At 39.7% G+C, this 24,814-nt stretch carries 18 protein-coding genes; 9 read left to right on the top strand and 9 right to left on the bottom strand.

What is annotated here, in order from left to right:
* Positions 1 to 190 precede the first annotated feature (190 nt).
* Together BBI00_RS01580 and BBI00_RS23200 are read left to right on the top strand one after the other, a co-directional pair.
* On the top strand, positions 191 to 1,018 hold the full coding sequence (locus BBI00_RS01580; protein WP_065397119.1) for an ion transporter: 828 nt from the start codon (positions 191 to 193) through the stop codon (positions 1,016 to 1,018).
* Positions 1,019 to 1,062: 44 nt separating this feature from the next.
* Positions 1,063 to 1,221: a hypothetical protein gene (locus BBI00_RS23200; RefSeq protein WP_165602486.1), complete on the top strand. Its 159-nt coding sequence runs from the start codon at positions 1,063 to 1,065 to the stop codon at positions 1,219 to 1,221.
* Positions 1,222 to 1,351: 130 nt separating this feature from the next.
* On the opposite strand, the gene BBI00_RS01575 is transcribed toward BBI00_RS23200, so the two are convergent.
* Together BBI00_RS01575 and dnaE are read right to left on the bottom strand one after the other, a co-directional pair.
* Positions 1,352 to 4,534, bottom strand: a complete 3,183-nt coding sequence (locus BBI00_RS01575) for a fibronectin type III domain-containing protein (protein WP_065397118.1) — start codon at positions 4,532 to 4,534, stop codon at positions 1,352 to 1,354.
* Positions 4,535 to 4,877: 343 nt separating this feature from the next.
* A complete protein-coding gene (dnaE, locus tag BBI00_RS01570; RefSeq protein ID WP_065397117.1) occupies positions 4,878 to 9,545 on the bottom strand; it encodes a DNA polymerase III subunit alpha in 4,668 nt (1,555 codons plus the stop codon).
* Positions 9,546 to 9,906: 361 nt separating this feature from the next.
* Between dnaE and BBI00_RS01565 the strand changes: the two genes are divergently transcribed.
* From BBI00_RS01565 to BBI00_RS01555, 3 genes are all read left to right on the top strand, one after another.
* The gene (locus tag BBI00_RS01565) at positions 9,907 to 11,979 is read left to right on the top strand and encodes an alpha-ketoacid dehydrogenase subunit alpha/beta (RefSeq protein ID WP_065397116.1); all 2,073 of its coding nucleotides are present in this window, start codon (positions 9,907 to 9,909) and stop codon (positions 11,977 to 11,979) included.
* Positions 11,980 to 12,183: 204 nt separating this feature from the next.
* Positions 12,184 to 13,218 carry a bestrophin family protein gene (locus BBI00_RS01560; protein WP_065397115.1) on the top strand — a complete coding sequence of 345 codons (1,035 nt, stop codon included), beginning with the start codon at positions 12,184 to 12,186 and terminating at the stop codon, positions 13,216 to 13,218.
* Positions 13,219 to 13,289: 71 nt separating this feature from the next.
* Positions 13,290 to 14,024 (top strand): hypothetical protein, encoded by a 735-nt coding sequence (locus BBI00_RS01555; protein ID WP_065397114.1) that lies wholly within the window; start codon positions 13,290 to 13,292, stop codon positions 14,022 to 14,024.
* Between the two features lie 55 nt (positions 14,025 to 14,079).
* On the opposite strand, the gene BBI00_RS01550 is transcribed toward BBI00_RS01555, so the two are convergent.
* The gene (locus tag BBI00_RS01550; protein WP_065397113.1) at positions 14,080 to 14,538 is read right to left on the bottom strand and encodes an Lrp/AsnC family transcriptional regulator; all 459 of its coding nucleotides are present in this window, start codon (positions 14,536 to 14,538) and stop codon (positions 14,080 to 14,082) included.
* 157 nt (positions 14,539 to 14,695) lie between these two features.
* On the opposite strand from BBI00_RS01550, the gene BBI00_RS01545 reads away from it, so the two are divergent.
* The gene (locus BBI00_RS01545) at positions 14,696 to 15,925 is read left to right on the top strand and encodes an aminotransferase class I/II-fold pyridoxal phosphate-dependent enzyme (RefSeq protein WP_065397112.1); all 1,230 of its coding nucleotides are present in this window, start codon (positions 14,696 to 14,698) and stop codon (positions 15,923 to 15,925) included.
* Positions 15,926 to 16,016: 91 nt separating this feature from the next.
* On the opposite strand, the gene BBI00_RS01540 is transcribed toward BBI00_RS01545, so the two are convergent.
* The 4 genes from BBI00_RS01540 to BBI00_RS01525 all read right to left on the bottom strand — a co-directional run bounded on the left by BBI00_RS01540 (position 16,017) and on the right by BBI00_RS01525 (position 18,962).
* The gene (locus tag BBI00_RS01540) at positions 16,017 to 17,021 is read right to left on the bottom strand and encodes a glycosyltransferase (protein ID WP_065397111.1); all 1,005 of its coding nucleotides are present in this window, start codon (positions 17,019 to 17,021) and stop codon (positions 16,017 to 16,019) included.
* 84 nt (positions 17,022 to 17,105) lie between these two features.
* The gene (locus BBI00_RS01535; RefSeq protein WP_065397110.1) at positions 17,106 to 17,540 is read right to left on the bottom strand and encodes a branched-chain amino acid ABC transporter substrate-binding protein; all 435 of its coding nucleotides are present in this window, start codon (positions 17,538 to 17,540) and stop codon (positions 17,106 to 17,108) included.
* Positions 17,541 to 17,547: 7 nt separating this feature from the next.
* Positions 17,548 to 17,766 (bottom strand): hypothetical protein, encoded by a 219-nt coding sequence (locus BBI00_RS01530; RefSeq protein ID WP_065397109.1) that lies wholly within the window; start codon positions 17,764 to 17,766, stop codon positions 17,548 to 17,550.
* 29 nt (positions 17,767 to 17,795) lie between these two features.
* Positions 17,796 to 18,962, bottom strand: coding sequence for a THUMP domain-containing class I SAM-dependent RNA methyltransferase (locus BBI00_RS01525; protein WP_065397108.1), 1,167 nt, complete (start codon positions 18,960 to 18,962; stop codon positions 17,796 to 17,798).
* Between the two features lie 137 nt (positions 18,963 to 19,099).
* Between BBI00_RS01525 and BBI00_RS01520 the strand changes: the two genes are divergently transcribed.
* Positions 19,100 to 19,825, top strand: coding sequence for a class I SAM-dependent DNA methyltransferase (locus tag BBI00_RS01520; RefSeq protein WP_065397107.1), 726 nt, complete (start codon positions 19,100 to 19,102; stop codon positions 19,823 to 19,825).
* 2 nt (positions 19,826 to 19,827) lie between these two features.
* Positions 19,828 to 20,550, top strand: coding sequence for a ZIP family metal transporter (locus tag BBI00_RS01515; RefSeq protein ID WP_065399575.1), 723 nt, complete (start codon positions 19,828 to 19,830; stop codon positions 20,548 to 20,550).
* Between the two features lie 60 nt (positions 20,551 to 20,610).
* Here BBI00_RS01515 and BBI00_RS01510 read toward each other — a convergent pair whose 3' ends face one another.
* Positions 20,611 to 21,996, bottom strand: a complete 1,386-nt coding sequence (locus BBI00_RS01510; protein WP_228394696.1) for an OmpP1/FadL family transporter — start codon at positions 21,994 to 21,996, stop codon at positions 20,611 to 20,613.
* A gap of 54 nt (positions 21,997 to 22,050) precedes the next feature.
* Positions 22,051 to 23,172 carry a prolyl-tRNA synthetase gene (locus BBI00_RS01505; protein ID WP_065397105.1) on the bottom strand — a complete coding sequence of 374 codons (1,122 nt, stop codon included), beginning with the start codon at positions 23,170 to 23,172 and terminating at the stop codon, positions 22,051 to 22,053.
* A gap of 143 nt (positions 23,173 to 23,315) precedes the next feature.
* On the opposite strand from BBI00_RS01505, the gene proS reads away from it, so the two are divergent.
* A complete protein-coding gene (gene proS, locus BBI00_RS01500) occupies positions 23,316 to 24,791 on the top strand; it encodes a proline--tRNA ligase (protein WP_065397104.1) in 1,476 nt (491 codons plus the stop codon).
* Positions 24,792 to 24,814: the final 23 nt, after the last annotated feature.

The raw sequence follows: 24,814 nt of genomic DNA, 5'->3' as shown, positions 1-24,814 counted from the left end.
ATTTTTATATCTCATATTTTATCCGTATTTTACTAAATATAAAACATTAAAAACCAGTAAATTAAGTATATATAATTCACTTTTTGATGACGAAAAAAGTTTTAACATTTGCAAAATTCTTTTAACAATCATATATTTACCCTGGTCTTTATTTAATTTACTAACTTCGCTGTGAAATAACCCTATACAAATGGAGAAAGAACATAATCTTATTCCTGAGGACATTCTTTGGAAAAGATTCCTTTATCGAATAATTTATCGCTCAGATACGAAGCTCGGAAAACTGTTCGACATCATATTATTATCCTTAATTCTTGTAAGCACAGCCATTATTATGATGGAAAGTGTTCCCCAGCTTGACAAAAGGTTTCATTATACTTTCCTGGTCCTTGAATGGATTATTTCCATTTTTTTCACTCTTGAATATTCTATGCGGATCGCTGTGGTAAAAAATAAAAGGAGCTATATTTTCAGCTTTATGGGAATCATAGATTTTCTTGCCCTCGCTCCGTTCTTCCTCAGCTTTTTCTTTCCCGTCACCAAATATTTCCTGATCTTCAGGATGCTGAGAATGCTGAGAATTTTCAGGATCTTTAATCTGCTGGACTTTATGAATGACGGTTACCTCATCGTGCGGGCCCTGAAAAACAGCTCCAGGAAGATCTATATTTTCCTTTTGTTTCTGATTATTTTTTCGGTCATTGTAGGTTCGCTTATGTTTATGGTAGAGGGCGGCAGACCGGGGTTTGAAACCATACCACAATCCATTTACTGGGCTGTGGTCACAGTAACCACTGTAGGCTATGGAGATGTCTCCCCTATTACCCCTATGGGAAAGTTTTTTGCAGTAGTCCTGATGCTGGCAGGTTATTCCATTATTGCAGTTCCTACCGGGATCGTTACTGCTGAAATGCGGAATAAAAGACAGAACCTTGAAAAGGTTTGTGACCGATGTGGTAACGAAGATATTGATGATGATGCAAGGTACTGCAAACAGTGTGGCAAGAAATTAGCTTGATATTTGGTATAAGTGTAATTTATTCACCAAAATACCACAAAATCATGGAACCAAAAAAGAAAAACAAACCGAATAGTTTAGTAGTCATTCTCTTTGCACTCATAGTGCTGATGATCATTATCTACTTTATCCTAGTAATGTTCTTCCCTACTGTTTTTGACCTTATGAATACAGGAGATATACAGCCTGTACCTGATAAGTGATGAATGAATGATGAGTAGTACTATATAAAAATCAATATAAAAGATGGGAAAAGAATTTTGCTTATTTTTTATTTAACAAAAAAAGACGGATCAAAATGATCCGTCTTTCCTTTTTTATTGAAGTGATTAATTATTTTTTGATTGCTTTAAGGGTTTGCTTGGTTCCGTCATTCATATTCAGTACTACTAAATACATTCCTTCTTTCAGATCTCTCAATTGAAGTACAGCAGAAGGGTTTTCGATGGTTTTCACCAATCTTCCCGCAACGTCAACAATGGAAACTGATTTTACTTTGGATACGTCTGAAATATTCAGCACATCAGAGAATGGATTAGGATAAGCTTTAATTTCATTTTTAGCGGCCGCTACCTCTGAAGTAGACAGGTTTCCAAGCTGATATACGAAATCATCAATCAACAGGCTATATGCACTTGAGCCGGTATGCTTAAATACAAGTTTAGTAACTCCGGCAGGAACCCCTGTAATGTTTAATGAATAATCATTTAGTGCTGTAGTACTTGTTGCTGTATAGGTACCTAATACAACAAAGCTTGAGGTATTTGCAGGATCTGTTAAATAACCAATCTGAACAGTTCCATTAGCAGTAGAATTAGCTCTTCCTTTGAAACTGATCATCGCATTATTGCTATCTAAGCCTACTAAATCTGGAGTAGACACCATACCTATACTTGAGCCGCTTGTATAAAGATATAAGGCATTAGGAGCACTTGCTACAGTTCCGGTATAAGCGATTACTTTTGCATAGCCAAGATTAGATCCTATACTTGTCCAGCATGGAGGAAGTGAGTCAACAGTCGTACTATCAAAGTTTTGCGAATATGTCTGTGCCGGAACACAGTTCGTAGTAAATACTTGTACTGGAGTCCAGACACTCTTATCAGAAGCTCCACATACGGATCTGATCCATAGATAATAAATAGTTCCCGGCAATAAACCAGACAATTGTGCTGAAGTTGTAGTGCTGCTTCCTGAAGCAGAAGTTGCTGCAGTAGGAGCTGTATTGGTTGTAGAATAATAATATTCATATCCACTGCCCGGTACCACTGAAGGTGCCGTCCAGGCCACATCAGCTCCCGAAGTTGTAATAGCAGAAACTACAATATTTGAAGGCTCAAAACAAGTAGGCGTAACAGCGATATTAATATCATCAATATAGATCTGATTCATATCTGCTGCAGAATAAGCCTGGAATCCGAAATAATATACTCCTGACGCAGCCGGTGTAAAATCTGTAAAGGTACTTGTAGGAACCCCGCCTGTGGTAATACTTGGGTGATCTGCTATTGTATTTGTCATATCAGTAGCAGTGGCTGAAGTTCCGTAGGCAACTTTTACTTTTTCCGCATAAACCGCTCCTGATGAATTGGCGTATTTGTATTTTATACGGTAGCTCACTCCTGCCGTAAGATTAAGCCCTTGTGTAAAGAACCATGTATTTGCCGCACTACTGGTATTGTATGAATAATTAAGAACTTTACCTGTAAATCCGCTTGGAGCAGTGGCTGTCTTCCAAAGGTTTCCAGAACCACTATTAATTACCGTTGTGCATGCAGGTAAGGCCGGCGTAGTAACGTTATCAAAATCTAATGTATAAGGTAAACCGGTAGATACACATGCAGTAAAGAATGATCTCACTGTACATGCTGTGGCAGGACCTGGATTATTGGCCGTATATGCTGATACAGAATAATAATAGGTAGTTGCATTATTTAAAGGAGTTCCTAAGGTATAAGTATTATTAGAACCTCCTGTAATATCAGTATCAAGGATATCATTACCTCCTGAGGTTGTTCCTACTTTTAATTTGTAACCGGCAGCACCATTAATTGCATTCCATGTTATTGTAGGGGTGACACTTACCCCGGAAGCACCGGATGCAGGGGCAGTTACTGTAGGACAAAGTCCTAATGTTGTAAAGTTTGCAGAACTGGACCATTGCCCTTTATCTGTTCCGTTACAATTTGCCCGTACCCAATAATAATATTGAGTAGAAGGATTCAGACCTGATAAATTAGCAGAAATTGTACCGGCACCTACAGAACCTGAAGGAGTAGTAGATATTCCCGGAGCAGTAGATGATGTAGAATAATAGTATTCATATCCGCTTCCCGGTGGCGTAGCAGAAGCCGTCCAGTTAATAGTTGCTGCTTCCGGAGTTAATCCTGACGAGGTAAGTCCTGTTGTAGCAACTGAACAGTTAAAAGCAGTTGTAAAAGAACCTGCAGTAGCATATCCGTTCCCGGTTCCTGCTGAATTCGGGATATGAGAATACATTGCCTGTTCACCGCCGTTTAAGGCCTGAACCTGTACCTGGTAAGTTGTATTTTGTGTCAAACCTGTAATAGAAGCAGAGGTAGCGGCAACCGGATTACCACTGAAGTCAGTCCAATCACAGTTTCCTAAAATTCTGTATTGAACATTATAAGCAGTAGCTCCCGTTGGAGCAGTCCAGTTTACAGTAGCTCCCACATTGGTTATTGCATTGGTCGCTGAAAAAGTTCTTACCGGCAACAGCGTCCCCGGAGTCCATGAGTATTGTAATCCTGCAGGGATTTTAACATTAGCATTTGTACCACCGGAAAAGAGCATTGTACTACTGTTCGCATTACCGGTAACAGCTTTGGACCAGTCACAAGTGGTTCCGGACGGTGTATTTCCAATCATCAGAGCACTTACATTGGTTGCAAAGGTATTGTTGTTTCCTCTAATCCCTACCTGTGGAGTTGTGCCGGAACTAGCGGTTCCCGGATCAGTACAGTTTCCATAGATAATCTTTATTTCTCCGGTAGCGTACACAAGACGAATCTGGAAGTTCAGCCTTTCGGTAGCTCTGTTATGATAATTGGCATGATCCTGCCATTGTACAACAAATTCGGTACCTAGATCTTCATACCTTACCTCATGATTCCCTACCGGTTGTGTAGTATCCGATGAACTAAAACCTCCATCCTGCCCAAAAGCAGAAATAGCACCTGTAGTAGTGCCTACAGTTGATAAAGGGCTATAGTTTGTACCTGACGGAGCGGCTCCAAAAGTTATAAAACCGTTGGCACTCACGTAACAGGTTGTCATGGCAACACCCCCGAAGTTGAAAGGTGAAGAAAGCGTAATGGCTGTAGAAACCTCATTATCGTAAGTAGTATTGGTTCCTGTGGGAAATAATTTTGTTCCTCCCGTAATGGGTACATAAGCTACCCCTGTGCTTTTAGAGAAAGCATAGCTGGCAACGTTGGTTTGTGCGTAGGCTTCCATACTGAGAGAAGCCAGACACGACAGTAAAAGTTTTTTCATATAAATAACAAATAATAGTTAGGGAGGTAAATGTAAGTAAATATTCAATTAAAAATCAAAATTTATATTAAATCATTACATTAAAAACATTAAAAAAAGCAATTAATTCGCAATAAATTAAACAATTATTTAATTTTAACTAATAATTCACAATATCGACATATATTACAAAATATTGATTTACAGAATTTTAAAAATCATATCGTAAAATTTGAAACCATGAGAACTTTCAATTTAACATAATATATTTCCTGATAAATTTTATAGACTATTTCATTTTACGGACTCCAAAAAACAAAAAGAGCGGCAAAAAGCCACTCTTTCAAATCGTTATATTATCTTTTTAATTGAGATAGAACTCATATTTATTCAGTAACTGAATTTCTTTGATGAGATCTCCGTTCAGATCCACGGAATGTTTCATCGACTGTACTTCAATATGCGAGTCATCTTCTACATTTTTAATGAAAAACTTCAGCTTCTGATTTCCTTTGTTCCTTTCCAGCACTGTTCTGAAGAAATCAAGGTCTTCAGGCCTTACATCCATCACATCCATTACCAGAGAAATACTTTTCGCAAATCTTTCAAAGGCTTCCTGAAGTTCTATAACATCATTTACATTTACGAAAACCCTTCCGTCTTTTACCTGAGCAAATTTTATTTTAAAAATCACAAACCTCTGAACCTCCAGTTTTTCTTTCAGCCTCATATAATCCCTGTCTCCCAGTCTGAACGAGTAAGAGCCGGAATAGTCTTCCAATGTCACAAAAGCTACCTTTTCACCGCTTCTGAAGCCATCCTGAACTCTGTATTCCGTGATCAGCCCTGCAACTGTATATTCTTTACCGCCACCGCCATTTTCTCTTTCTTTCTGAAGCGTTTTCCAGTCTTTTTTCTTTTCTTCGAACAGCTCTTCCTGCTTATTGGCAAAAGCCTGCTCTTTGTAAGCATCCACCTCATCAAGGTTCAGGAACAGAAAATTACCTTTAGGTTCAGCCTTTTTCGTGACTTCTTCTATGACTTCCTCCTCTCCTGCCGACAGATCATCTGATACAATTTCGGTAAGGTCCACACTATCATCCTGCGAATCCTGCTCTAAAACCGGAGCCTCATCAGCCGTTGTTTTCTGTTCATCTTCTTTTTCCAGCACTGATTTTTTGGACAGCTGTCCCTGCATAAACTGATACTGATACTTGAATTCATCCAACGGATGTGCAGAAAGGTAGAATCCGATGATCTCCTTTTCTTTATTCAATTTATGCATGTTCGGCCATTCCGGGCATGGGGGCAGCTTGGGCTGTTCGATCTGAACTTCTTCTGCAAAATCTGCAAACAGGGAATGCTCCATCTCATTCTTGCTTTCCTGGAAGCTCTGCCCATACCGGATCAGTCTTTCCAGATTAGTTCTCCCTGCCATATCAATATCAAAATACTGACCTCTGTGGAAGGAATCCAATTCATCAAAAGCTCCTGCAAGCACTAAACTTTCCGCCACTCTTTTGTTCATCTGAGAAGGCAATATCCTTTCAAAGAAGTCATAAATATTTTTAAATCTTCCGTTTTCTCTTTCCCTGGTAATTGCTTCACTCGGCCCTTCCCCGATTCCTTTGATCGCTCCCAGTCCGAAACGGATCTGTCCTTTTTCGTTTACCGAAAATTTATATTGGGATTCATTCACGTCCGGTCCCAAAACATCTACTCCCATACTCTTACAGTCTTCCATGAACATGGTGATAGAGTCTGTGTTGTTAATGTTATTACTCATCACACTCGCCATATATTCTGCCGGATAATTGGCTTTTAAATAGGCTGTCTGATAAGCAATAAATGCATAACATGTTGAGTGAGACTTGTTGAAGGCGTATTCGGCAAAGGCTTTCCAGTCATTCCAGATCTTTTCCAACCTTTCTTCATTCAGGTTGTTCTTACGTCCTCCTTCAATGAATTTAGGATACATTTTATTCAGAACATCGATCTGCTTTTTACCCATTGCTTTTCTCAGCGTATCGGCTTCACCTTTTGTAAAGTTGGCCAGTTTCTGGGATAAAAGCATTACCTGCTCCTGATAAACGGTAATACCGTAAGTTTCCTTCAGGTATTCTTCAGTTTCCGGTAGGTCATAGACGATCTCCTCAATACCATGCTTCCTGTTGATGAAGTTCGGGATATACTTGATCGGTCCGGGACGGTACAATGCATTCATGGCAATAAGATCGGCAAAAACCGTAGGCTTAAGTTCTCTCATGTATTTTTGCATCCCGGGACTTTCATACTGGAAAATCCCGACTGTTCTCCCTTCTTTAAATAACTGATAGGTTTTCGTATCATCGAGTGGAATCAGATCCGGATCAATATCCACTCCATGTCTTGCTTTTACGAGCTTCAAAGCATCTTTAATGATCGTCAGCGTTCTAAGCCCCAGGAAGTCCATCTTCAGAAGTCCGGCACTTTCAGCCACCGAGTTATCAAACTGTGATACCAGGATATCAGCATCTTTCGCAGCAATGGTTACCGGAACCAGGTTACTTACATCCTCCGGTGTAATAATTACCCCACAGGCATGAATCCCTGTATTTCTGATACAGCCTTCCATCTTTTTCGCGCTGGCAAGTACATCATGACGGGCATCATCAGGGCTCTCAAGAACATACCTCATCTCATCGACAAGCATCTGTTCTTCAGGCTTCAATTTATCATATTTTGCCAGGGCCTTCGCAATATTCATCCCTGGTGTGGAAGGAATAAGTTTGGCTATATTATTGGTATCGGGAATCGGGACATCCAGCACCCTTCCGGCATCTTTAATGGCAGATTTACCACCAAGTACCGAATAGGTGATGATCTGTGCCACCTGGCTCTGGCCATACTTCTCAATTACCCATTTGATCACCCTGTCTCTGCCTTCATCATCAAAGTCGATATCAATATCTGGCATCGATACCCTTTCCGGGTTCAGGAACCTCTCAAAAAGGAGATCATATTTAATCGGGTCCACATTGGTAATCCCGATACAGTAGGCAACGGCAGATCCCGCAGCAGATCCCCTCCCCGGGCCTACCCAGACTCCCATATTACGGGCTTCATTACAGAAATCCTGCACAATAAGGAAGTATCCCGGATACCCGGTATTGGCAATTACTTCAAGCTCAAAGTCGAGTCGTTCTTTAATTTCATCAGTAATACCAGTATCAACATATCTTCTTTTAGCTCCTTCGTATGTCAAATGCGTAAGATAAGCCATCTCCCCTCTTTTTCCTCCGTCTACCTCATCTTCTGCATGGATAAATTCCTCAGGAATATCAAACTTCGGAAGGAGAACATCTCTTTTTAAGGTATAAGGTTTAAATTTTGCCGTAAATTCTTCATAGGCATCAAAAGCATCAGGATACGCCAGAAAAGCTTCTTTTATTTCGTCAGAATTTTTGATGTAATATTCCCCCGTTGCAAGCCCTCTTCTTTTACCAAAGCCTTTCCCGATAGGAGTTGTCAGTTTCTCCCCGTCTTTGATACAGCTTACGATGTCCTGAATATTGGCATCATCTTTATTGGAATAGAAAGTCTCGTTCTGGGCCAGGATCTTCACATTATATTTATCTGCCAGGTAAAGAAGTACTTCATTTAAGTGTTCCTCTTCAGGCAGTTTATGGTTTTGAAGCTGCACATAGAAATCATCTTCAAAGGTGTCTTTCCACCATTTAAACAGTTCTTCCCCTTTTTGCTCCCCGGTATTCAGGATAGCGTCGGGAATATCTCCCATAATTCCGGAAGTCAGAGCAATGACTCCTTCTTTATATTGCGCAATCAGCTCACGGCTTACCCTCGGAACTCCGAAATAGAATCCTTTCAGAAATCCGATGCTCGAAAGTTTTGCTAAATTTTTATACCCGTTAAAATCTTTTGCCAGAAGCACCACCTGTGTCCTTCTGTCAGGATCATCTTTGGTAAATTGCTTCTGTTCGTAACGGTCTGAAATATAAAACTCACAGCCTACAACGGGAATCAGAGGTTCAGAAACAGGTTCCGGTTCATTGAATTCCGTTCCGTTCTCTTCTGCTTCCTGTTTTTTTGCTAAATATTCTTTATGCTTTTTCGCTCGGTCAGCGTTAGCACCTTCTACTGCAGAAACGAACTTGAAAGCCCCCATCATATTGCCGAGGTCTACCATGCCGACGGCCGGGAAGTTTTCTTCAGATGCTTTTTTAATCAGATCACTGATGCTTGAGGTTGCCATCAGTGTAGAGAAAACACTATGGTTATTAAAGTTGAAATATTTACCGAGATCAATTTCATCAATACTTCCGAAATCCTGCTGCTTTTTCTTGTTATGGAAATCAGCAACCTGCCTTCTGATGACAATATTGAAGGGTTTGATGGGATCAGGATAAAGACTTTTGAAATAAGCCAGCTGATCTTCTGAAATCTTCAATGTTTCAGCAGGAACCACTCCAATTCTTACCATTTCGAAGAAAGCTCTGGCTGTAGCGTTTACGTCGGCTGCTGCATTATGGGCTTCATCAAATTTATTCCCATACAGTTTTTCGTAAAGCTCCTCAAGCTTCGGAGGTTTGAAACGGCCTCCACGACCTCCTCCCAGCTGACAGAAGTCGGTTCCCAGGATCATTGTATCAGCCTTTGGCTTTTCCTGTAAATTATCTTTTAAATTTTTTCTGTAAAATTCAGCTCCTACGATATTGTAGTCGAATTCCACATTGTGCCCGGACACCACTCTTACTCTTTCAAGTACTCTGGAAAATTCTTCCAGGATCTCCTGCAGGTCGCGTCCTTCATCGTTGGCTATCTTGGTGGTAATTCCGTGAATTCTGGCTGCGTTGAAGGGAATATCATACCCTTCAGGTTTTATAATATAATCCTGGTTTTCAATTAAATTACCATCATCATCATGCAATTGCCAGGCAATCTGAACCATTCTTGGCCAGTTATCCGAATCTGAAAGCGGAGCGTTGAAATTTTTTGGTAAACCGGTTGTTTCTGTGTCAAAAATTAAATACATATAATTTTCTAACTTTTTTAATACAAAAGAGAATGTAAAGTTACTTCATTTTTTCCAAATACGGCTTTAGCATCACCATTTAAACGATCAATAGTATTGAAAAACAGCATTGAAATTATCAATAAAATGCAGCAATCACTCATACGGCTGTAACAGTTTATAAAAATCATTTAATTATCCTGATTCCCTGACGTAACTTTTATCCGATGCGGTATCCGGGGCATTTATTCTCCCTGCATACTGTTGAAAAAAAACCTTATTTCTAAAAAAATAAAAAAGGAATCAGCAGTAAATCAATGGATTTCCCACAAAACACTAACAACTGTTAGTATTTTGTTTTTTTAATGTATATTTGCTTCCTATGGAAAATACACTTCACGAAAAAGTTTCTCAGGATATTTTACTTAAAGCGTACAATCATATGATGCTGGCGAAAGCAATGGCTGACATTTATGAAGAAAACAGGAATGTGTGTAAATACGTTCACAGTACTTCAAGAGGTCATGAAGCCATCCAGCTGGCAACGGCTTACCAGCTTAAAAAAGAAGACTGGGTTTCTCCTTATTACAGGGATGAAAGTATTCTTCTGGGAATTGGCTTTGAACCTTATCAGCTGATGCTTCAGCTATTGGCGAAGGCTGATGATCCTTTTTCAGGAGGAAGATCTTATTATTCCCACCCTTCCAGCAGGGATGAAAACAAACCGAAAATCATTCACCAGAGCTCCGCAACGGGAATGCAGACCATTCCTACTACCGGAGTAGCACAAGGGATAAAATACATTCAGGATTTTGATCTACAGCATTTTGAAAACAATCCTGTGGTGGTTTGCAGCCTTGGAGATAATTCCGTGACTGAAGGTGAAGTGAGTGAGGCTTTACAGTTTGCAGCATTACACCAGCTTCCTATTATTTTCCTTGTGCAGGACAACGAATGGGGAATTTCTGTAACAAAGGATGAAGCAAGAACCTGCGACGCTTATGATTTTGTAGCAGGATTTACAGGTTTAAGCAGAATGAGAGTAGACGGAACTGATTTCGTGGAAAGTTTCGAAGCCATGAAAAAGGCTGTTGATTTTGTAAGAACGGAGAGAAAGCCTTTGGTAGTCTGTGCTAAAACCGTATTGATCGGACATCATACTTCCGGTGTAAGAAGAGAATTCTATAGAGACGAAGAAGATTTAACCAAACATAGGGCTAAAGATCCGGGAGAAATCCTTAGAAAACATTTGCTGGAAACAGGAGTGGATGAGGATCTTTTAAAACAAATCACAAAAAAAGCACGCCTGGAAGCGGAAGAAGCTTTTGAAAAGGCCAAAAATGCAGAGGATCCTAAACCTGAAACGGTAATGCAGCATGTCTTCGCTCCTACCCCGATTACGGAAGAAACGGGAACCCGTGAGCCTGCTGACGGTGAGAAGATCGTTATGGTAGATGCTGCCATTCATGCAATTCAGGAACTGATGTGGAAACACCCGGAAGCGCTTCTTTACGGACAGGATGTAGGAGAAAGAATTGGCGGGGTTTTCCGTGAAACGGTTACATTAGGAAAGAAATTCGGAAGTAAAAGAGTTTTCAACACAGCTATTCAGGAAGCTTATATCATTGGATCTACAGCTGGGATGAGTGCTGTGGGATTAAAACCTATCGTTGAAGTTCAGTTTGCAGACTATATCTACCCTGGTATTAACCAGCTGATTACAGAAATTTCAAAATCAAACTATCTGAGTGGCGGAAAATATCCTGTCAGCAACATCATCCGTGTTCCGATCGGAGCTTACGGTGGCGGTGGCCCATACCACAGCGGCAGTGTTGAAAGTATTTTAGCCAATATCAAAGGAATTAAAATAGCCTATCCAAGTAACGCTGCGGACTTCAAAGGCTTGCTTAAGGCAGCTTATTACGACCCTAATCCGGTGGTAATGCTTGAACACAAAGGATTATACTGGAGTAAGGTTCCTGGAACTGAAGACGCCAAAACTGTAGAGCCTGCAGAAGATTATGTTCTTCCGTTCGGAAAAGGAAAAGTAATCATTGAAGCGGATAAGAATGAAACCGAAAAAGGAAGAACCTTATTGGTTGTTACCTACGGAATGGGAGTTTACTGGGCTAAAGAAGCTGTAAAACAATTCAGCGGAAGAGTTGAAGTAATTGACCTGAGAACCCTGATTCCTCTTGATGAAGAACTTGTGTTTGAAAGAGTAAAAGCACATGGAAAATGTATTGTTCTTACAGAAGAGCAGCTTAACAATTCCTTTGCAGAGGCGTTTGCCCACCGTATTTCTAAAAACTGCTTCAAATATCTGGATGCTCCGGTAGAAACAATGGGATCTCTGGATGTACCTGCGGTTCCGATCAACCTGGTTCTGGAAAAAGAAATGCTTCCGAATGCAGAAAAGCTTTCGAAAAAAATCGAAGAAATGCTGAAATATTAAATTTCTATATTTTAAAACCTCTAAATTTTTTTAGAGGTTTTTTTATGCATTTTTTTTATTACTTTTATTTAAGATTACCAATCACAAAATTAGACTATTATCAACCAGAAAACCTGAAACAATTTCTGTAAAAGGCATTATAAAGCTGACTTTATCCAAGTTTGGTACTTATTTTGTCTGTACACGCAAAACACATCCATCTTTATGATCACAACCAAATACGTCAATTATAAACAGGTTCTCAATCTATCCGGTGTACATCTTATTTTAATTTCTATCTGGTGTACACTGATTGCTGTTCTTTTCTATTTCTTCAACTGGCACTGGATGACCATTCCGTGGGTTCCTGTGGCCCTGATCGGTACAGCAGAGGCATTCCTGGTGGGTTTCAAAAACAACCAGGCTTATGACAGACTTTGGGAAGCCCGCAAGATCTGGGGCGGAATTGTGAATTCCAGCCGTTCATTTGCTTCCATGGTGTATGCCTTTGATACCCAAAATGAACAAATTGGTGTTTTTGATCTTGAAGACCGTAAGAAAAGAATTGTCAATCGTCATATTGCATGGCTATACACCTTCCGTGAGCAGCTTCTGATCCCTACAGAATGGGAACATATCAGCAGCAATGAAAATAATAAATTCGGTAATATCAACAGGAGAAGAAACAGGCTGATCAAGGCAGGGTTTCCGGATTACGGAAGAGCCCCTATTTTCCTGCACAAATACCTTTCAGAAGAAGAATATGATCTTAAAAGTCACTATAAAAACTTTGCCACTTACCTGATCGCCCAACAGGCTAAAGATATCAATGAGCTGAAAAACATGAATGCCATCACAGACTTCAATCAGACCCAGCTTCAAAACAGCCTGAACGAATTCTATAATTTCCAGGGACAGGCAGAAAGGATCAAAAAATTCCCGTCTCCGAGACAGTTTGCCAGTACTGCATTTGTCTTTAATATCCTTTTTATTACCTTGCTTCCTCTCGGATTAGTGAATGAATTTGCAAAATTGGGAGACTGGGGAATCTGGACCTCTATTCCTTTCTGTATCATCATAGGATGGATCTATATTATCATGGAACTGGTGGGAGATTATTCTGAAAACCCTTTTGCCGGACTGATGTTCGACGTTCCGATGCTCTCCATCTGCAGAACTATAGAAATAGACCTTCTTCAAATGGGTGGTGAAACAGACCTTCCGGATCCTATTGCTTCTAAAAACGGAGTATTGGTATAGTCTTTACTTACAATAGTCTGTAGGAAAGCTACAACAATTTTATCTCAACTAATAAACCCGATACAACTTCAATGAATGTGAAATTATTTCTGATCTGCTCATTATTATCCTTTACAGTGCCGGCTTTTGCACAGTCTAACGGAATCCTTAAAAAGGTAAGGGAAAAACAGCTGAAAATACAGAATAAGCCCGAATTCCTGGACTTCAAAAGAATGGAAGAAGAACTCAGAAACCAGACTAAAGATGATAAACCTCTTATCTATGGAATCTTTCCTTATCCGGTGTATGACAGCATTCAGAAAGATGGTTTCAGGGGAGCGGGAACCTATGGCAATTTTTTCGGACTGGATCTGAAAGGAAAAAAGATCGTCTACAGCAGCTTTGGAGAAAAAAGATCAGACCTGAACTCCCATAAGGTAAAAGACAAAGACAGGATATTCTTTACGATCCTTGTACTCACCGACTTTATTGATACTAAAGAATATACATCAAACAAGACTCAGATTGTTTCAAGAAACTTTCCGGACATGATCGGACAGGGATTTATAAAAACATCCCGTAACAAAATCGATTTCACTGCTTTTACAACGCTTGAAAATGATGATTTTGCCATTGTCAATATGAAGCTCTATCATCTTAAATACGGGAATGTTATCCTGATCGCTCCTCAAAAAGACGGCAGCTTGCGAAGTATGCAGATTTCCAGCGGACCTGACCTGACAGCTGAAACCCTGAAGCCATTTGTTCAGCAATTAATACTGAAGCCTGAAATAACAGATTTTTTTATCAATGAAAATACTATCTGAATTCACATCTATGAAATAAAAATGGCTAATTCTGAATAACCCCTTCTTCTTTATTTTACAAAATGATTGCCGTAGTATTTTTCACCTCAGAAATCATAAACGAGCTGTGTGTACTGGCGATATGCTGAAGCGTTGTAAGCTTGGTCAGCATAAAATTACGGTAATCTTCAATATCTTTCACTCCTATTTTAAGGATATAGTCATAATCCCCGCTTACATGAAAGCATTCGGTAACTTCCTGCAGGTTCATCACTTCTTTCTCAAACTGTAATACAAACTCTTTTTTATGCTGCGTAAGTTTTACATGGCACAAAACGATAAAGTTTCGCTTCACCTTATTTTTATCCAGCAAAGCAACATATTTTGAAATCACGCCTGCATTTTCAAGCTTTTTGATACGCTCATAAATCGCTGTAACCGATAATCCAAGCTTACCGGACAGTTCTTTGGTGGTTTGTTTACAGTCCTGCTGCAAAAACCCCAGTAATTTCTTATCTGTTTCGTCAAGTTCCATAGATAATTTTTTGGTAAGAATTTAATATTTCCGAATATACCAATTATTTTTTCTAAATAAATAATATTTTACAGTTTTATATTCTATAAATTCAACTTTATGTTGTGATAATTATGAAAATAATGCAAATTAGGCCGATAAAATAAAAACAACGCTTATGGAAAACTTTAACGCAGCCAACGAGATCCAGGATCTTCAGTATTTTGGTGAATTCGGAGGAGTGAATCCTTCTATCTCTGACAGTTCTACCTATACTTTCCTTTCTGCAAAAACGATGTTTGATACCTTTGAAGGGAATGCGGAAGGTTGCTACCTGTACTCCAGACATTCATCACCGATGAATCTGTACCTGGCACAGGCACTTGCCAAAATGGAAAATACAGAGTCGGCCAATGTTACCGCATCCGGAATGGGAGCGATTACCTCTGTTCTGATGCAGGTGTGCAAAAGTGGAGACCATATCATCTCAAGCAGAACCATCTATGGCGGAACGTATGCTTTCCTGAAAAATTTTCTTCCCCAGTTCAATGTAGCAACCACTTTTGTAGACATCAATAATTTTGATGTGATCGAAAATGCAATTACTCCCGCCACAAAAGTGATCTATTGCGAAAGTGTGAGCAACCCGCTTCTTGAGGTAGCAGACCTCAGAAAACTTTCGGAGATCTGTAAAAAACATAATTTAAAACTTATCGTTGACAATACTTTTTCACCGCTTTCTATCAGTCCGCAGCTATTCGGAGCTGATGTGGTGATTCACAGTTTAACGAAATTCATCAATGGAAGCAGTGATACAGTGGGCGGTGTATACTGTGCCTCACAGGCATTTATCGACGATACCAAAAATGTAAATTCCGGAGCCTGTATGCTTCTTGGTCCTACTATGGACAGTTTAAGAGCGTCAAGCATCCTGAAAAACCTGAGAACGCTTCATATCAGGATAAAACAGCACAGCCATAATGCCATGTATCTGGCAGAAAGGTTTGAAAAAGACGGTCTGAAAGTTTCATATCCGGGATTACCGTCCCATAAGAATCATGAATTAATGAAAAGCATGATCGATAAAGAATACGGATTCGGAGGATTATTGACCCTGGATGCCGGAACAACGGAAAAAGCCAACGAACTGATGGAAATGATGCAGGCAGAAAACCTGGGTTATCTTGCTGTAAGCTTAGGTTTCTATAAAACATTATTCTCCTGCTCAGGAAAATCCACGTCATCTGAAATTCCGGAAGAAGAAAGAGCTTCCATCGGTATTTCTGACGGACTGATCAGATTCTCCATCGGCTTAGACCACGACATTAAAAGAACTTACCATAAAATGAAAGAGTGTATGCTGAAAGTAGGCGTTCTCAACCACCATGAAAACATTTCTATATCCTAAATTTTATTGAAAAAGAAGGCTGTTTCACCTGAAACAGCCTTCTTTGTTTTATATTCAATAATAAACGGCTTCAGCGCAAACCTGTTTTTATTTATTTTTTATAATAATGATGCGGAAAAGCCTCCTCAGGTTTCATTCTGAACACATTCAGCAAAATCCAGGATTTTAGGAATCCATATCCATAGGAAAACATCTGAATATAGGTGGAAATAACCGCCATCCCTGCAATACTTATATTTTTGGTCAGCAGAAGGGCGTGGAACAGCACCAGAAAAGTATACAGCCCATAGAAAGAAAGAATTACGCCTCTTCCCAAAATAAAATATTCTAAAAAGCCCATAATATATCCCAGCATAAATAAGGTAGGAAAAGCAAAGGAAGCCTTTACGTAATTCGGATGCCTCTGATTAAGGATAGGCCTTGCACAACCGAACTGGTAAACCTGTTTGGAGAATTTCCCAAAATCTACCCTGCGTTTATGGTATACTGCAATATCATCAAAAAAGGCTGTTGTATATCCGTTTTCCCAAAGGGTCATCGAAAGATCCGGATCCTCCCCTATTCTCATCTCTGAAAATCCTCCTACTTTTTCAAAAACAGCTTTCTTCACTCCCATATTAAAACTTCTGGGCTGGAATTTCGAAACGGCTTTCTTACTTCCCCTTATTCCTCCTGTTGTAAACACAGAGGTCATAGAATAGGAAATAGCTTTCTGCATCAGATTAAATCCTTTATGCGCTTTATCTGCTCCCCCGAATGCATCACAGGGAATAGTAAGGATATCATTTTTAATATGTTCAATATAATCTTTCTCTACGATCACATCACTGTCTACGAACACCAGCCATTCGTTGGCAGCTCTTGCTGCACCGTAATTTCTGGTAAGTCCCGGACCCGAGTTATCTTTTCTGAAATATTTAATATCCAGGCTGCCTTCAAAATTCCTGACCGTAGGTTTCAGATCGATCAGAGAACCGTCATCTACGATAATGATTTCAAAAGCTCTGTCAGTCTGCAGGGTCAACGAGGTCAGCAACTCGAAAAGTTCATCTTTTCGGTTGTAAATGGCAACAACAATGGAAATAGTAGGCTTCAAATTGAAAATTTTTCAAAATTACTTATTCACGAAAAAAACCGCAAATAGTTTAACTGCTTATTCGGAGAAATTAACTTTTATTATTTAAATAAATATTCCCGACTTAAAATAAATACACAGGACCAACGAAATACAAAAAGCAATTACCGAGCTGCTAAAAAGAAGCAGTTTAAAAAGGTTTTTAAAATAATAAAGCTCCATCACATGCAGAATAAAAAACAGCAAAAATGCAATTCCCAACCCGATGATGCAAGCGACTGCCAAAGTCTGTCTATAATTTTCCGCCGGAAGCGGATCTTTAAAAACCATAAAAAAAGATAATGCCGCTGCTGCAATAAACATAGCACTCACTTTCTCTGTAAAATATTGAGATCTCTTCGGCTCCTGTTTTTGTGGCTTCTCATCGTAATTCAGATTTTTCCGGTCTGACGTTGAACGGAAACGAGAACTGGAATTAGAACTTAAAAGTTCTATCGCATCGAAAATAAAACCAAATACATCGAGAAGATTCCAGCCCATAAGTTTATTATTTTAAAACAGTACTGCTCTTATTTATTTCAGTTTTGTGACTTTTCCTGGCTCCTTCATCAATCTTACCCGCTGATTCAGATTCTTTTGACATTTGCTTCTGAGATTTCCCGTCAGAGTTCAGAATTTTCTTATCTGAAGCAGCACGGGAACCGGAAGTAAACAATTCTATCGCATCGAAAAAATAATCAAGTAAATCGAGAGGATTCCAGGCCATAAGTTTATTATTTTAAACGGTAACAGTCTTTATTTATTTCCTTCTATTTTATGTATTTTCTTCGTTCCTTCATACATTTCGTACTGTAAGAATCTCGTTTCGAGCTTTCCGTTGAAAAGCTTGATCTTTCTTGAAGGACGCAGACCAATCTTTTTCACCGCTTCCAGATCAGAAGAGATCAGCCATGCCAATGTGTTCGGATAACTTGTTTTAAAGGTGTCTCCTATTTTCTTGTAGAAATCATCATCATTAATAGAGATTCTCTCATCATACGGCGGATTGAATACCATCAGCAATGGGAAAAGTTCTTTCTTAGAATCAAAGAAATTCTGTTTTCTGATCTCAATCACATCTTCCATTTCAGCGGCCTCTACATTCATTCTGGCAGCATTCAGCATTCTTGCATCAATGTCATAGCCAACAATTTTACCATCAAACTGTCTGATTCTGTTGACCCTGAATTCTTTAATTTTAGAAAACAGGTCTGCATCATAATTTTTCCAGTTCTGGAATCCGAATCTCTTTCTGAAAATCTGTGCAGGAAGATCCATCGCAATCATAGCCGCTTCAATCAATAATGTTCCTGAACCGCACATAGGATCCAGGAAATTCCCTTTTCCATCCCAGCCTGCAAGCTGAAGCATACCGCTCGCCAGCACTTCATTGATCGGAGCTTCCCCCTGTTCTCTTCTGTACCCTCTTTTGAATAGCGGGTCACCTGAAGAATCCATGGAGATCATTACCAACTCCCTGTCAATATGAAGATGAAATTTGATATCCGGGTTTCTTGTTTCTACATTCGGACGTCTTTTGAACTTATCCTGGAAATAATCTACAATAGCATCCTTCATTTTCAACGTCACAAACTGGGAATGCTTGAACGTTTCAGAGTTTACCGTAGCATCAATGGAGAAAGACTGGTCAACATCCATAAATTCCGCCCAGTCAAACTTGAACAGCCTGTCATAAAACTGGTGTTGATTAAAAGCTTTAAATTCATGAATCGGCACTAAAATTTTTAATGCTGTTCTTGCAGAGTAATTGATCTTATAAAGGAAACCAAGATCGCCTTCACAATTTACCGCCCTGTTTTTTATTTCAACCTTTCTTCCGCCTAATTTCTTTATTTCTTCTGCAAGAATCTGCTCCAGTCCGAAGAATGTTTTTATCTGTATCTGTAGATTTTCTATATCCATAATTTTGACTTAAAATATTTAAAGCTTTAAGTATTAAAGGATTACCCTTTCACCCTATTATACAATTGAATTTTTCAATCTTTTAATGTTGTAAAATACTTTGCTTTTAAGACCACAAATTTAGTTATTTTTGCATTATGGAATGGTTTGAATCTTGGTTTGATACCCCTTATTATCATTTGCTCTATAGCAACAGAGACTATACTGAAGCAGAAAACTTCATCACAAAACTTACTGCAGACCTGCAGCTTCCGCCTCAGTCTAAAATCATAGATCTTGCCTGTGGTAAAGGAAGACACTCTGTTTTTCTCAATAAATTAGGATACGATGTTTTGGGCCTTGACCTTTCAAGACAGAGTATTGAATCTGACAAACAGTATGAAAATCAGACGCTGATTTTTGACGTTCATGATATGAGAAACCCGATTGATGCAGATCCTATGGACGCTGTTTTCAATCTGTTTACAAGCTTTGGATATTTTGACAATGAAAATGACGACAGAAAAGTTTTCCAGTCGGTGTACAATGTCCTGAAGCCCGGAGGATATTTTGTTCTGGATTATCTGAATGAAGAATATGTAAGAAAAAACTTAGTTTCGGAAACAGTGGTTACCCGCGGGGATATAGATTTTAAAATTCTGAAAAAAATCGAAGGCAGACATGTGATCAAGGACATCCGTTTTGAAACGGAAGGTAAACCTTATCATTTCTTTGAAAAGGTGAAACTTCATACTTTGGAGGCCATTCATGCCTATGCATCAGAATGTGGCTTTGAAAGAATTAAAATCTGGGGTGATTATCAGTTGAATGAATTTAACAAGGATACTTCCCCACGATGCATCAATTTATTTAAGAAAAAATAATGATAACAGTACTTTTACTGATTTTAAGTGTCATCACAGGAGTATTCCTGGGCAAATACTTTGGTAAAAAAGAGAAACTGGCCAAAAATCTTTTGATATTGAGTGCCGGTTTTTTGATTACGATCTGCCTCAATGAGGTTTTTCCGCAGGTCTACACTTCTGAAGCGGGCAGCAGCCTCGGGATATTCGTGATTGCAGGGGTACTTCTTCAGATGATCCTGGAGGCCCTTACCAAAGGTTTTGAACACGGGCACTTCCATCATCATAATGAGCATAATATCCTTCCTTTTGCTTTAATGGCAGGCTTATTTGTACATGCCTTTATTGAAGGAATTCCTCTTGCCAATGAAGAGCATGCGCTTTCACCCTATCTTTTGGGAATTGTATTTCACAATCTCCCTATTTCTTTCATTCTTGGGGCGTTTTTATTCAATGGTAAAAAAGACTCAAAAAGCTCATCATATCCTTCCCTGCTGATTGTAGCACTTTTCGCCCTGGCATCTCCTATGGGAATGCTGCTGGGAAATTATTTCAATCCGGATCTCCAGCCTTATTTTCTGGCGATCGTCGGCGGGATCTTCCTGCATATTTCATCAGTGATTATATTTGAAAGCAATAAAAACCACAATATCGACTGGGTAAAAATAGGACTGGTTGTTTTAGGCGTTTCACTGGCTCTGGTGATGCATCTTTTTCATCAGCATCCCGTTGCCCATTCCCATTAAAAACATAAAAAGCTCCGGAATTTCCGGAGCTTTTTTATTGTATGTAATTTCTTATTGACTTTAGAATTTCCATCCTACGGTAAGGAAGAAATTGTTTCTGGTGTTTTTAACATCGCTTACAGCATAAGAATCACTTTCGAAAATTCCGGTTCTGGAATAATAAGCAGAATCAAAATTATCACCGATATAACCTCTCATAAAAGGGTTGCTATATTTAGATGTTATATTCTGATAAGAGGCATCAATATAGAATGATTTGAAATCATAACCGATACCCAATGAAAGTGTATTTCTGTCATTCAGCATCAGGTTGCTGTAAGACTGATCACCTGCATCCCCGTCTGCATTAAATCTACTGATCGTAAGGGCATCAAACGGACTCGACTGGTAAGCATATCCTCCTCTCAGTCTGAACTGCTGTACTCTATATTCCGCTCCTACTCTTACTTCTGAAAGATTTTTGTAATTATCTTTAAAGAAGTCATTCAGTTCTCTTTCTGCAGATCCATATACCTTATAATCAGGCTTTGTAAGTCCTAAGGTATAGTCTACGTTCAAAGAGAAGTTTTTGCTGGCTACAAAAGCAGCACTCACTGTAGCTTTAAGCGGTGAAGTAAACTTTCGGCTTTCAGCGCCTCTGTCATCACCATACACAGGGTCGTTATAGAAATCATATGTTCGGTCTATATTCCAGAATGTAGGCGTTTCGAGGGAAGCACCAAGTCTGAAATTAGGACTCAGTTTTCCGATTACCCCAAGGGATGCTGAAAAACCTGTAGACCTTTCAAAGAAAGGGGTATCCTGCTTTCTGTATTCTTCTATATTGTCAGTTTGAAGCGGTCTGTAGAATAACCGGTCATACTGATCCACCGAAGCATTGAAAAAGTTCAATCCTGCCCCGATATAAAGGCTGTGATTATAGTTAGCACCTACCCCAAAACTCATTTTAGACAGATTCCCGTATCTTTCGTAGTTATGTCCTGTCAGAGATCTTCCTGTAGTAGGGTCATTAAGATCCGTATAATACACTACATTACTATTACCGGGAGACTGTATTACATTATCAAGGGACTGATTAGAGAAATTAATACCGATATTAATAAACTTCCATGCAGATTCCGTCATCAGCTGGAAAGCGATAATTCCACCTGCATTTCCCAGGTCGCCTCTTGTTTTGCTATAATCTATTGTAGATCCCGCCAGGGTACTGCTGTTTTTATTTCCTGAAACAGATAAAGTTCCGGAAACCTCTCCTGAAATAGCAACTCCCAATCCCGCAGGGTTAGTCAGCAGGGAGTTTGCATCACCTCCTAACGCCCCATTTGATCCGGCCATTGCATTAAACTTGGCTGATCCCACCATAGGAGTAGTTGAATAAGCCTCTACAGTATTTCTGATGATAGAAACATCCTGAGCCTGTGCAAAAAATGCAGCAGAAATACTCATGAATACTAAAGATTTTTTTAACATTATTTTTTAATAGTTTATTAGTTTGATAAATTACCTGAAGCCACCTCTGCCTCCGCCACCGGATCTGAAACCGCCACCGCCGCCGGAACCTCCTCTGAAGCCACCACCGGAATTAAAGCCTCCGCTGGATCTGAAACCTCCAGAATCATTGGATCTGAAGCCTCCGTTATTATATCTTGGCTGTGATGGCTGCTGATAATCTGGTCTTGACTGAGGAACAGAATTACGGAATCCTCCGTTGGACTGAGTATTTCTGAAACCTCCTGAGTTACCGCTTCTAAAGCCTCCGGTATTTCCCTGCTGTCTGAATCCTCCAGAATTGCCGTTTCTGAATCCTCCATTCGAATTAGAGTCTCTGAAACCACCGGAATTACCATTTCTAAAGCCTCCGTTGTTGGTATCTCTGAAACCGTTATTATTTCTAAATCCTGAATTAGCCGTATTCGTTCTGTAAACAGCATTTCCTATTCCAGGGTTCACGAAACCTCTTCCGCTCGCTCCGCTTCTTCTGTATACAGGGGCATAATAGCCACCACCCCAGTAGCCGCCGTATCCCCAAGGACTTCCATAGTAGCCGCCCCAGAACGGATCATAGTATCCTCCCCAATAAGGAGAATATCCCCAGTAAGGGCTACCCCATCCGAAAGAGCCTCCCCAGCCCCAGCCGAATGAACCACCCCAACCCCAGGACAGACTTCCACCCCAGCCCCAGCCACGGTTCCAGCCCCAATATGGGTTATAGCCACCGTACCAGCCCCAAGGAGATCCCCATCCCCATGAATTGTCATAATAATTGGTTTGTGAACCGGCATACATCCCCCAGTCAGAGTCTGTAGCATTGGAGCCCCAGTTCGGATTGGTTCCGCTCCATTCGTTATATCTGTTTTGCTGCTCTCTGGAATTCGCCTCTGCATTCTGAATCACATTGGAATCCTGATAGTAGTCATAATATTCACCTACTCTGTTTCCGCTATCATTGATGATAACTCCTTCAGGTAGCGTATCCTTGTTGGGGTCATAATACACCCCATCGGTCTCGCTATACCCTCCCATCTGAGCACCACAAGACACAAGCAATAATCCGCCTGATATTGCCAGAACCCCTTTGGATTTTAGCAGCCCAAGCAAATTTTTATGTATATTTCTTTTCATGATAACGTAAAAATTTTTAATTTAAATTATATTTGCAATCTGTACCAAAAATGTACCAAATACTGATTAAAAAATCTATCAAAAATAGATTTTTATTTTTAGATAACAATAATGTGCAAAAGTTAAAAAAATTTTAAAAAATAATGGCAAAATTAACCTCAAGAAGCGAAGATTACAGCAAATGGTATAATGAGCTTGTTGTAAAAGCTGACTTAGCTGAAAATTCAGGTGTGCGGGGATGTATGGTAATCAAACCGTACGGCTATGCAATCTGGGAAAAAATGCGTGATGAAATGGATAAGAAATTCAAAGAAACAGGTCACGTAAACGCATACTTCCCGCTTTTTGTGCCCAAAAGCTTGTTTGAGGCAGAGGAGAAAAATGCGGAAGGTTTTGCAAAAGAATGTGCGGTAGTTACACACTACAGACTAAAAACAGATCCGGACAACCCTTCAAAACTTATTGTAGACCCGGATGCCAAACTGGAAGAAGAGCTTATTGTACGTCCTACTTCTGAGGCAATTATCTGGAATACCTATAAAAACTGGATTCAATCTTACAGAGATTTACCGATACTGATCAACCAATGGGCCAACGTTGTACGTTGGGAAATGAGAACCCGTCTTTTCCTTAGAACAGCAGAATTCTTATGGCAGGAAGGGCATACTGCTCACGCTACAAAAGAAGAAGCTGTAGAAGAAGCTGAAAAGATGAATAAGGTATATGCCGATTTTGCAGAAAACTTTATGGCTATTCCGGTTATTCAGGGATTGAAAACACCGTCTGAGAGATTTGCAGGTGCTGATGAAACGTATTGTATTGAAGCATTGATGCAGGACGGGAAAGCGCTTCAGGCAGGAACTTCTCATTTTTTAGGTCAGAATTTTGCCAAAGCATTTGATGTAAAATTCACCAACAAAGAAGGAAAAATAGAGCATGCATGGGCAACTTCATGGGGAACATCAACCCGTCTGATGGGAGCTTTGATCATGACCCACTCTGATGATTTCGGACTGGTATTGCCTCCTACCCTGGCTCCTATCCAAGTAGTGATTGTTCCTATCTTCAAAGGAGAAGAGCAGTTAGCACAGATCAGTGAAGTGGCTCTTGACATTCAGGCTAAGCTGAGAGCAAAAGGAATTTCTGTGAAATTTGACAATGATACTCAAAATAAACCGGGATGGAAATTTGCAGAATATGAACTGAAAGGAGTTCCTGTAAGAATTGCCATGGGACCAAGAGACCTTGAAAATAAATCTGTTGAAATTGCAAGAAGAGACAACCTTACCAAAGAAGTACGTTCTATTGAAGGTCTTGATTCTTACATCGAAGAATTGCTGCAAACAATTCAGCAGGATATCTTCAACAAGGCACTGAATTTCAGAAAAGACAATATTACAAAGGTTGATTCTTATGAAGAATTCAAGAAAGTTCTGGAAGAGAAAGGAGGCTTCATCTATGCGCACTGGGATGGTACCGCTGAAGAGGAAGAGCAGATCAAGGAAGAAACAAAAGCAACGATCAGATGTATTCCTCTGGATGATGATGTAGAAGAAGGCGTATCACTGCTCTCCGGAAAACCTTCCAGAAGACGTGTATTATTCGCAAAAGCGTACTAATAATTTTAACGATTTAAAAAAAA

The sequence above is a fragment of the Chryseobacterium arthrosphaerae genome (genome assembly GCF_001684965.1).
In the GTDB taxonomy this organism is placed as follows: domain Bacteria; phylum Bacteroidota; class Bacteroidia; order Flavobacteriales; family Weeksellaceae; genus Chryseobacterium; species Chryseobacterium arthrosphaerae.
The sequence above is the reverse complement of the archived record's forward strand: the minus strand, read 5'-3'. Positions and strand labels throughout refer to the sequence as shown.

Bases quoted from the DNA above. Each gene is read 5' to 3' on its own strand.
- BBI00_RS01520 (WP_065397107.1), top strand. From the start codon at position 19,100: ATGGAATGGTTTGAATCTTGGTTTGATACCCCTTATTATCATTTGCTC.
- BBI00_RS01545 (WP_065397112.1), top strand. From the start codon at position 14,696: ATGGAAAACTTTAACGCAGCCAACGAGATCCAGGATCTTCAGTATTTT.
- BBI00_RS01560 (WP_065397115.1), top strand. From the start codon at position 12,184: ATGATCACAACCAAATACGTCAATTATAAACAGGTTCTCAATCTATCC.
- BBI00_RS23200 (WP_165602486.1), top strand. From the start codon at position 1,063: ATGGAACCAAAAAAGAAAAACAAACCGAATAGTTTAGTAGTCATTCTC.
- BBI00_RS01565 (WP_065397116.1), top strand. From the start codon at position 9,907: ATGGAAAATACACTTCACGAAAAAGTTTCTCAGGATATTTTACTTAAA.
- BBI00_RS01580 (WP_065397119.1), top strand. From the start codon at position 191: ATGGAGAAAGAACATAATCTTATTCCTGAGGACATTCTTTGGAAAAGA.
- BBI00_RS01530 (WP_065397109.1), bottom strand. From the start codon at position 17,766: ATGGCCTGGAATCCTCTCGATTTACTTGATTATTTTTTCGATGCGATA.
- BBI00_RS01505 (WP_065397105.1), bottom strand. From the start codon at position 23,172: ATGAAAAGAAATATACATAAAAATTTGCTTGGGCTGCTAAAATCCAAA.
- dnaE (WP_065397117.1), bottom strand. From the start codon at position 9,545: ATGTATTTAATTTTTGACACAGAAACAACCGGTTTACCAAAAAATTTC.
- BBI00_RS01575 (WP_065397118.1), bottom strand. From the start codon at position 4,534: ATGAAAAAACTTTTACTGTCGTGTCTGGCTTCTCTCAGTATGGAAGCC.
- BBI00_RS01535 (WP_065397110.1), bottom strand. From the start codon at position 17,540: ATGGGCTGGAATCTTCTCGATGTATTTGGTTTTATTTTCGATGCGATA.
- BBI00_RS01510 (WP_228394696.1), bottom strand. From the start codon at position 21,996: ATGAGTATTTCTGCTGCATTTTTTGCACAGGCTCAGGATGTTTCTATC.
- proS (WP_065397104.1), top strand. From the start codon at position 23,316: ATGGCAAAATTAACCTCAAGAAGCGAAGATTACAGCAAATGGTATAAT.
- BBI00_RS01550 (WP_065397113.1), bottom strand. From the start codon at position 14,538: ATGGAACTTGACGAAACAGATAAGAAATTACTGGGGTTTTTGCAGCAG.
- BBI00_RS01555 (WP_065397114.1), top strand. From the start codon at position 13,290: ATGAATGTGAAATTATTTCTGATCTGCTCATTATTATCCTTTACAGTG.
- BBI00_RS01525 (WP_065397108.1), bottom strand. From the start codon at position 18,962: ATGGATATAGAAAATCTACAGATACAGATAAAAACATTCTTCGGACTG.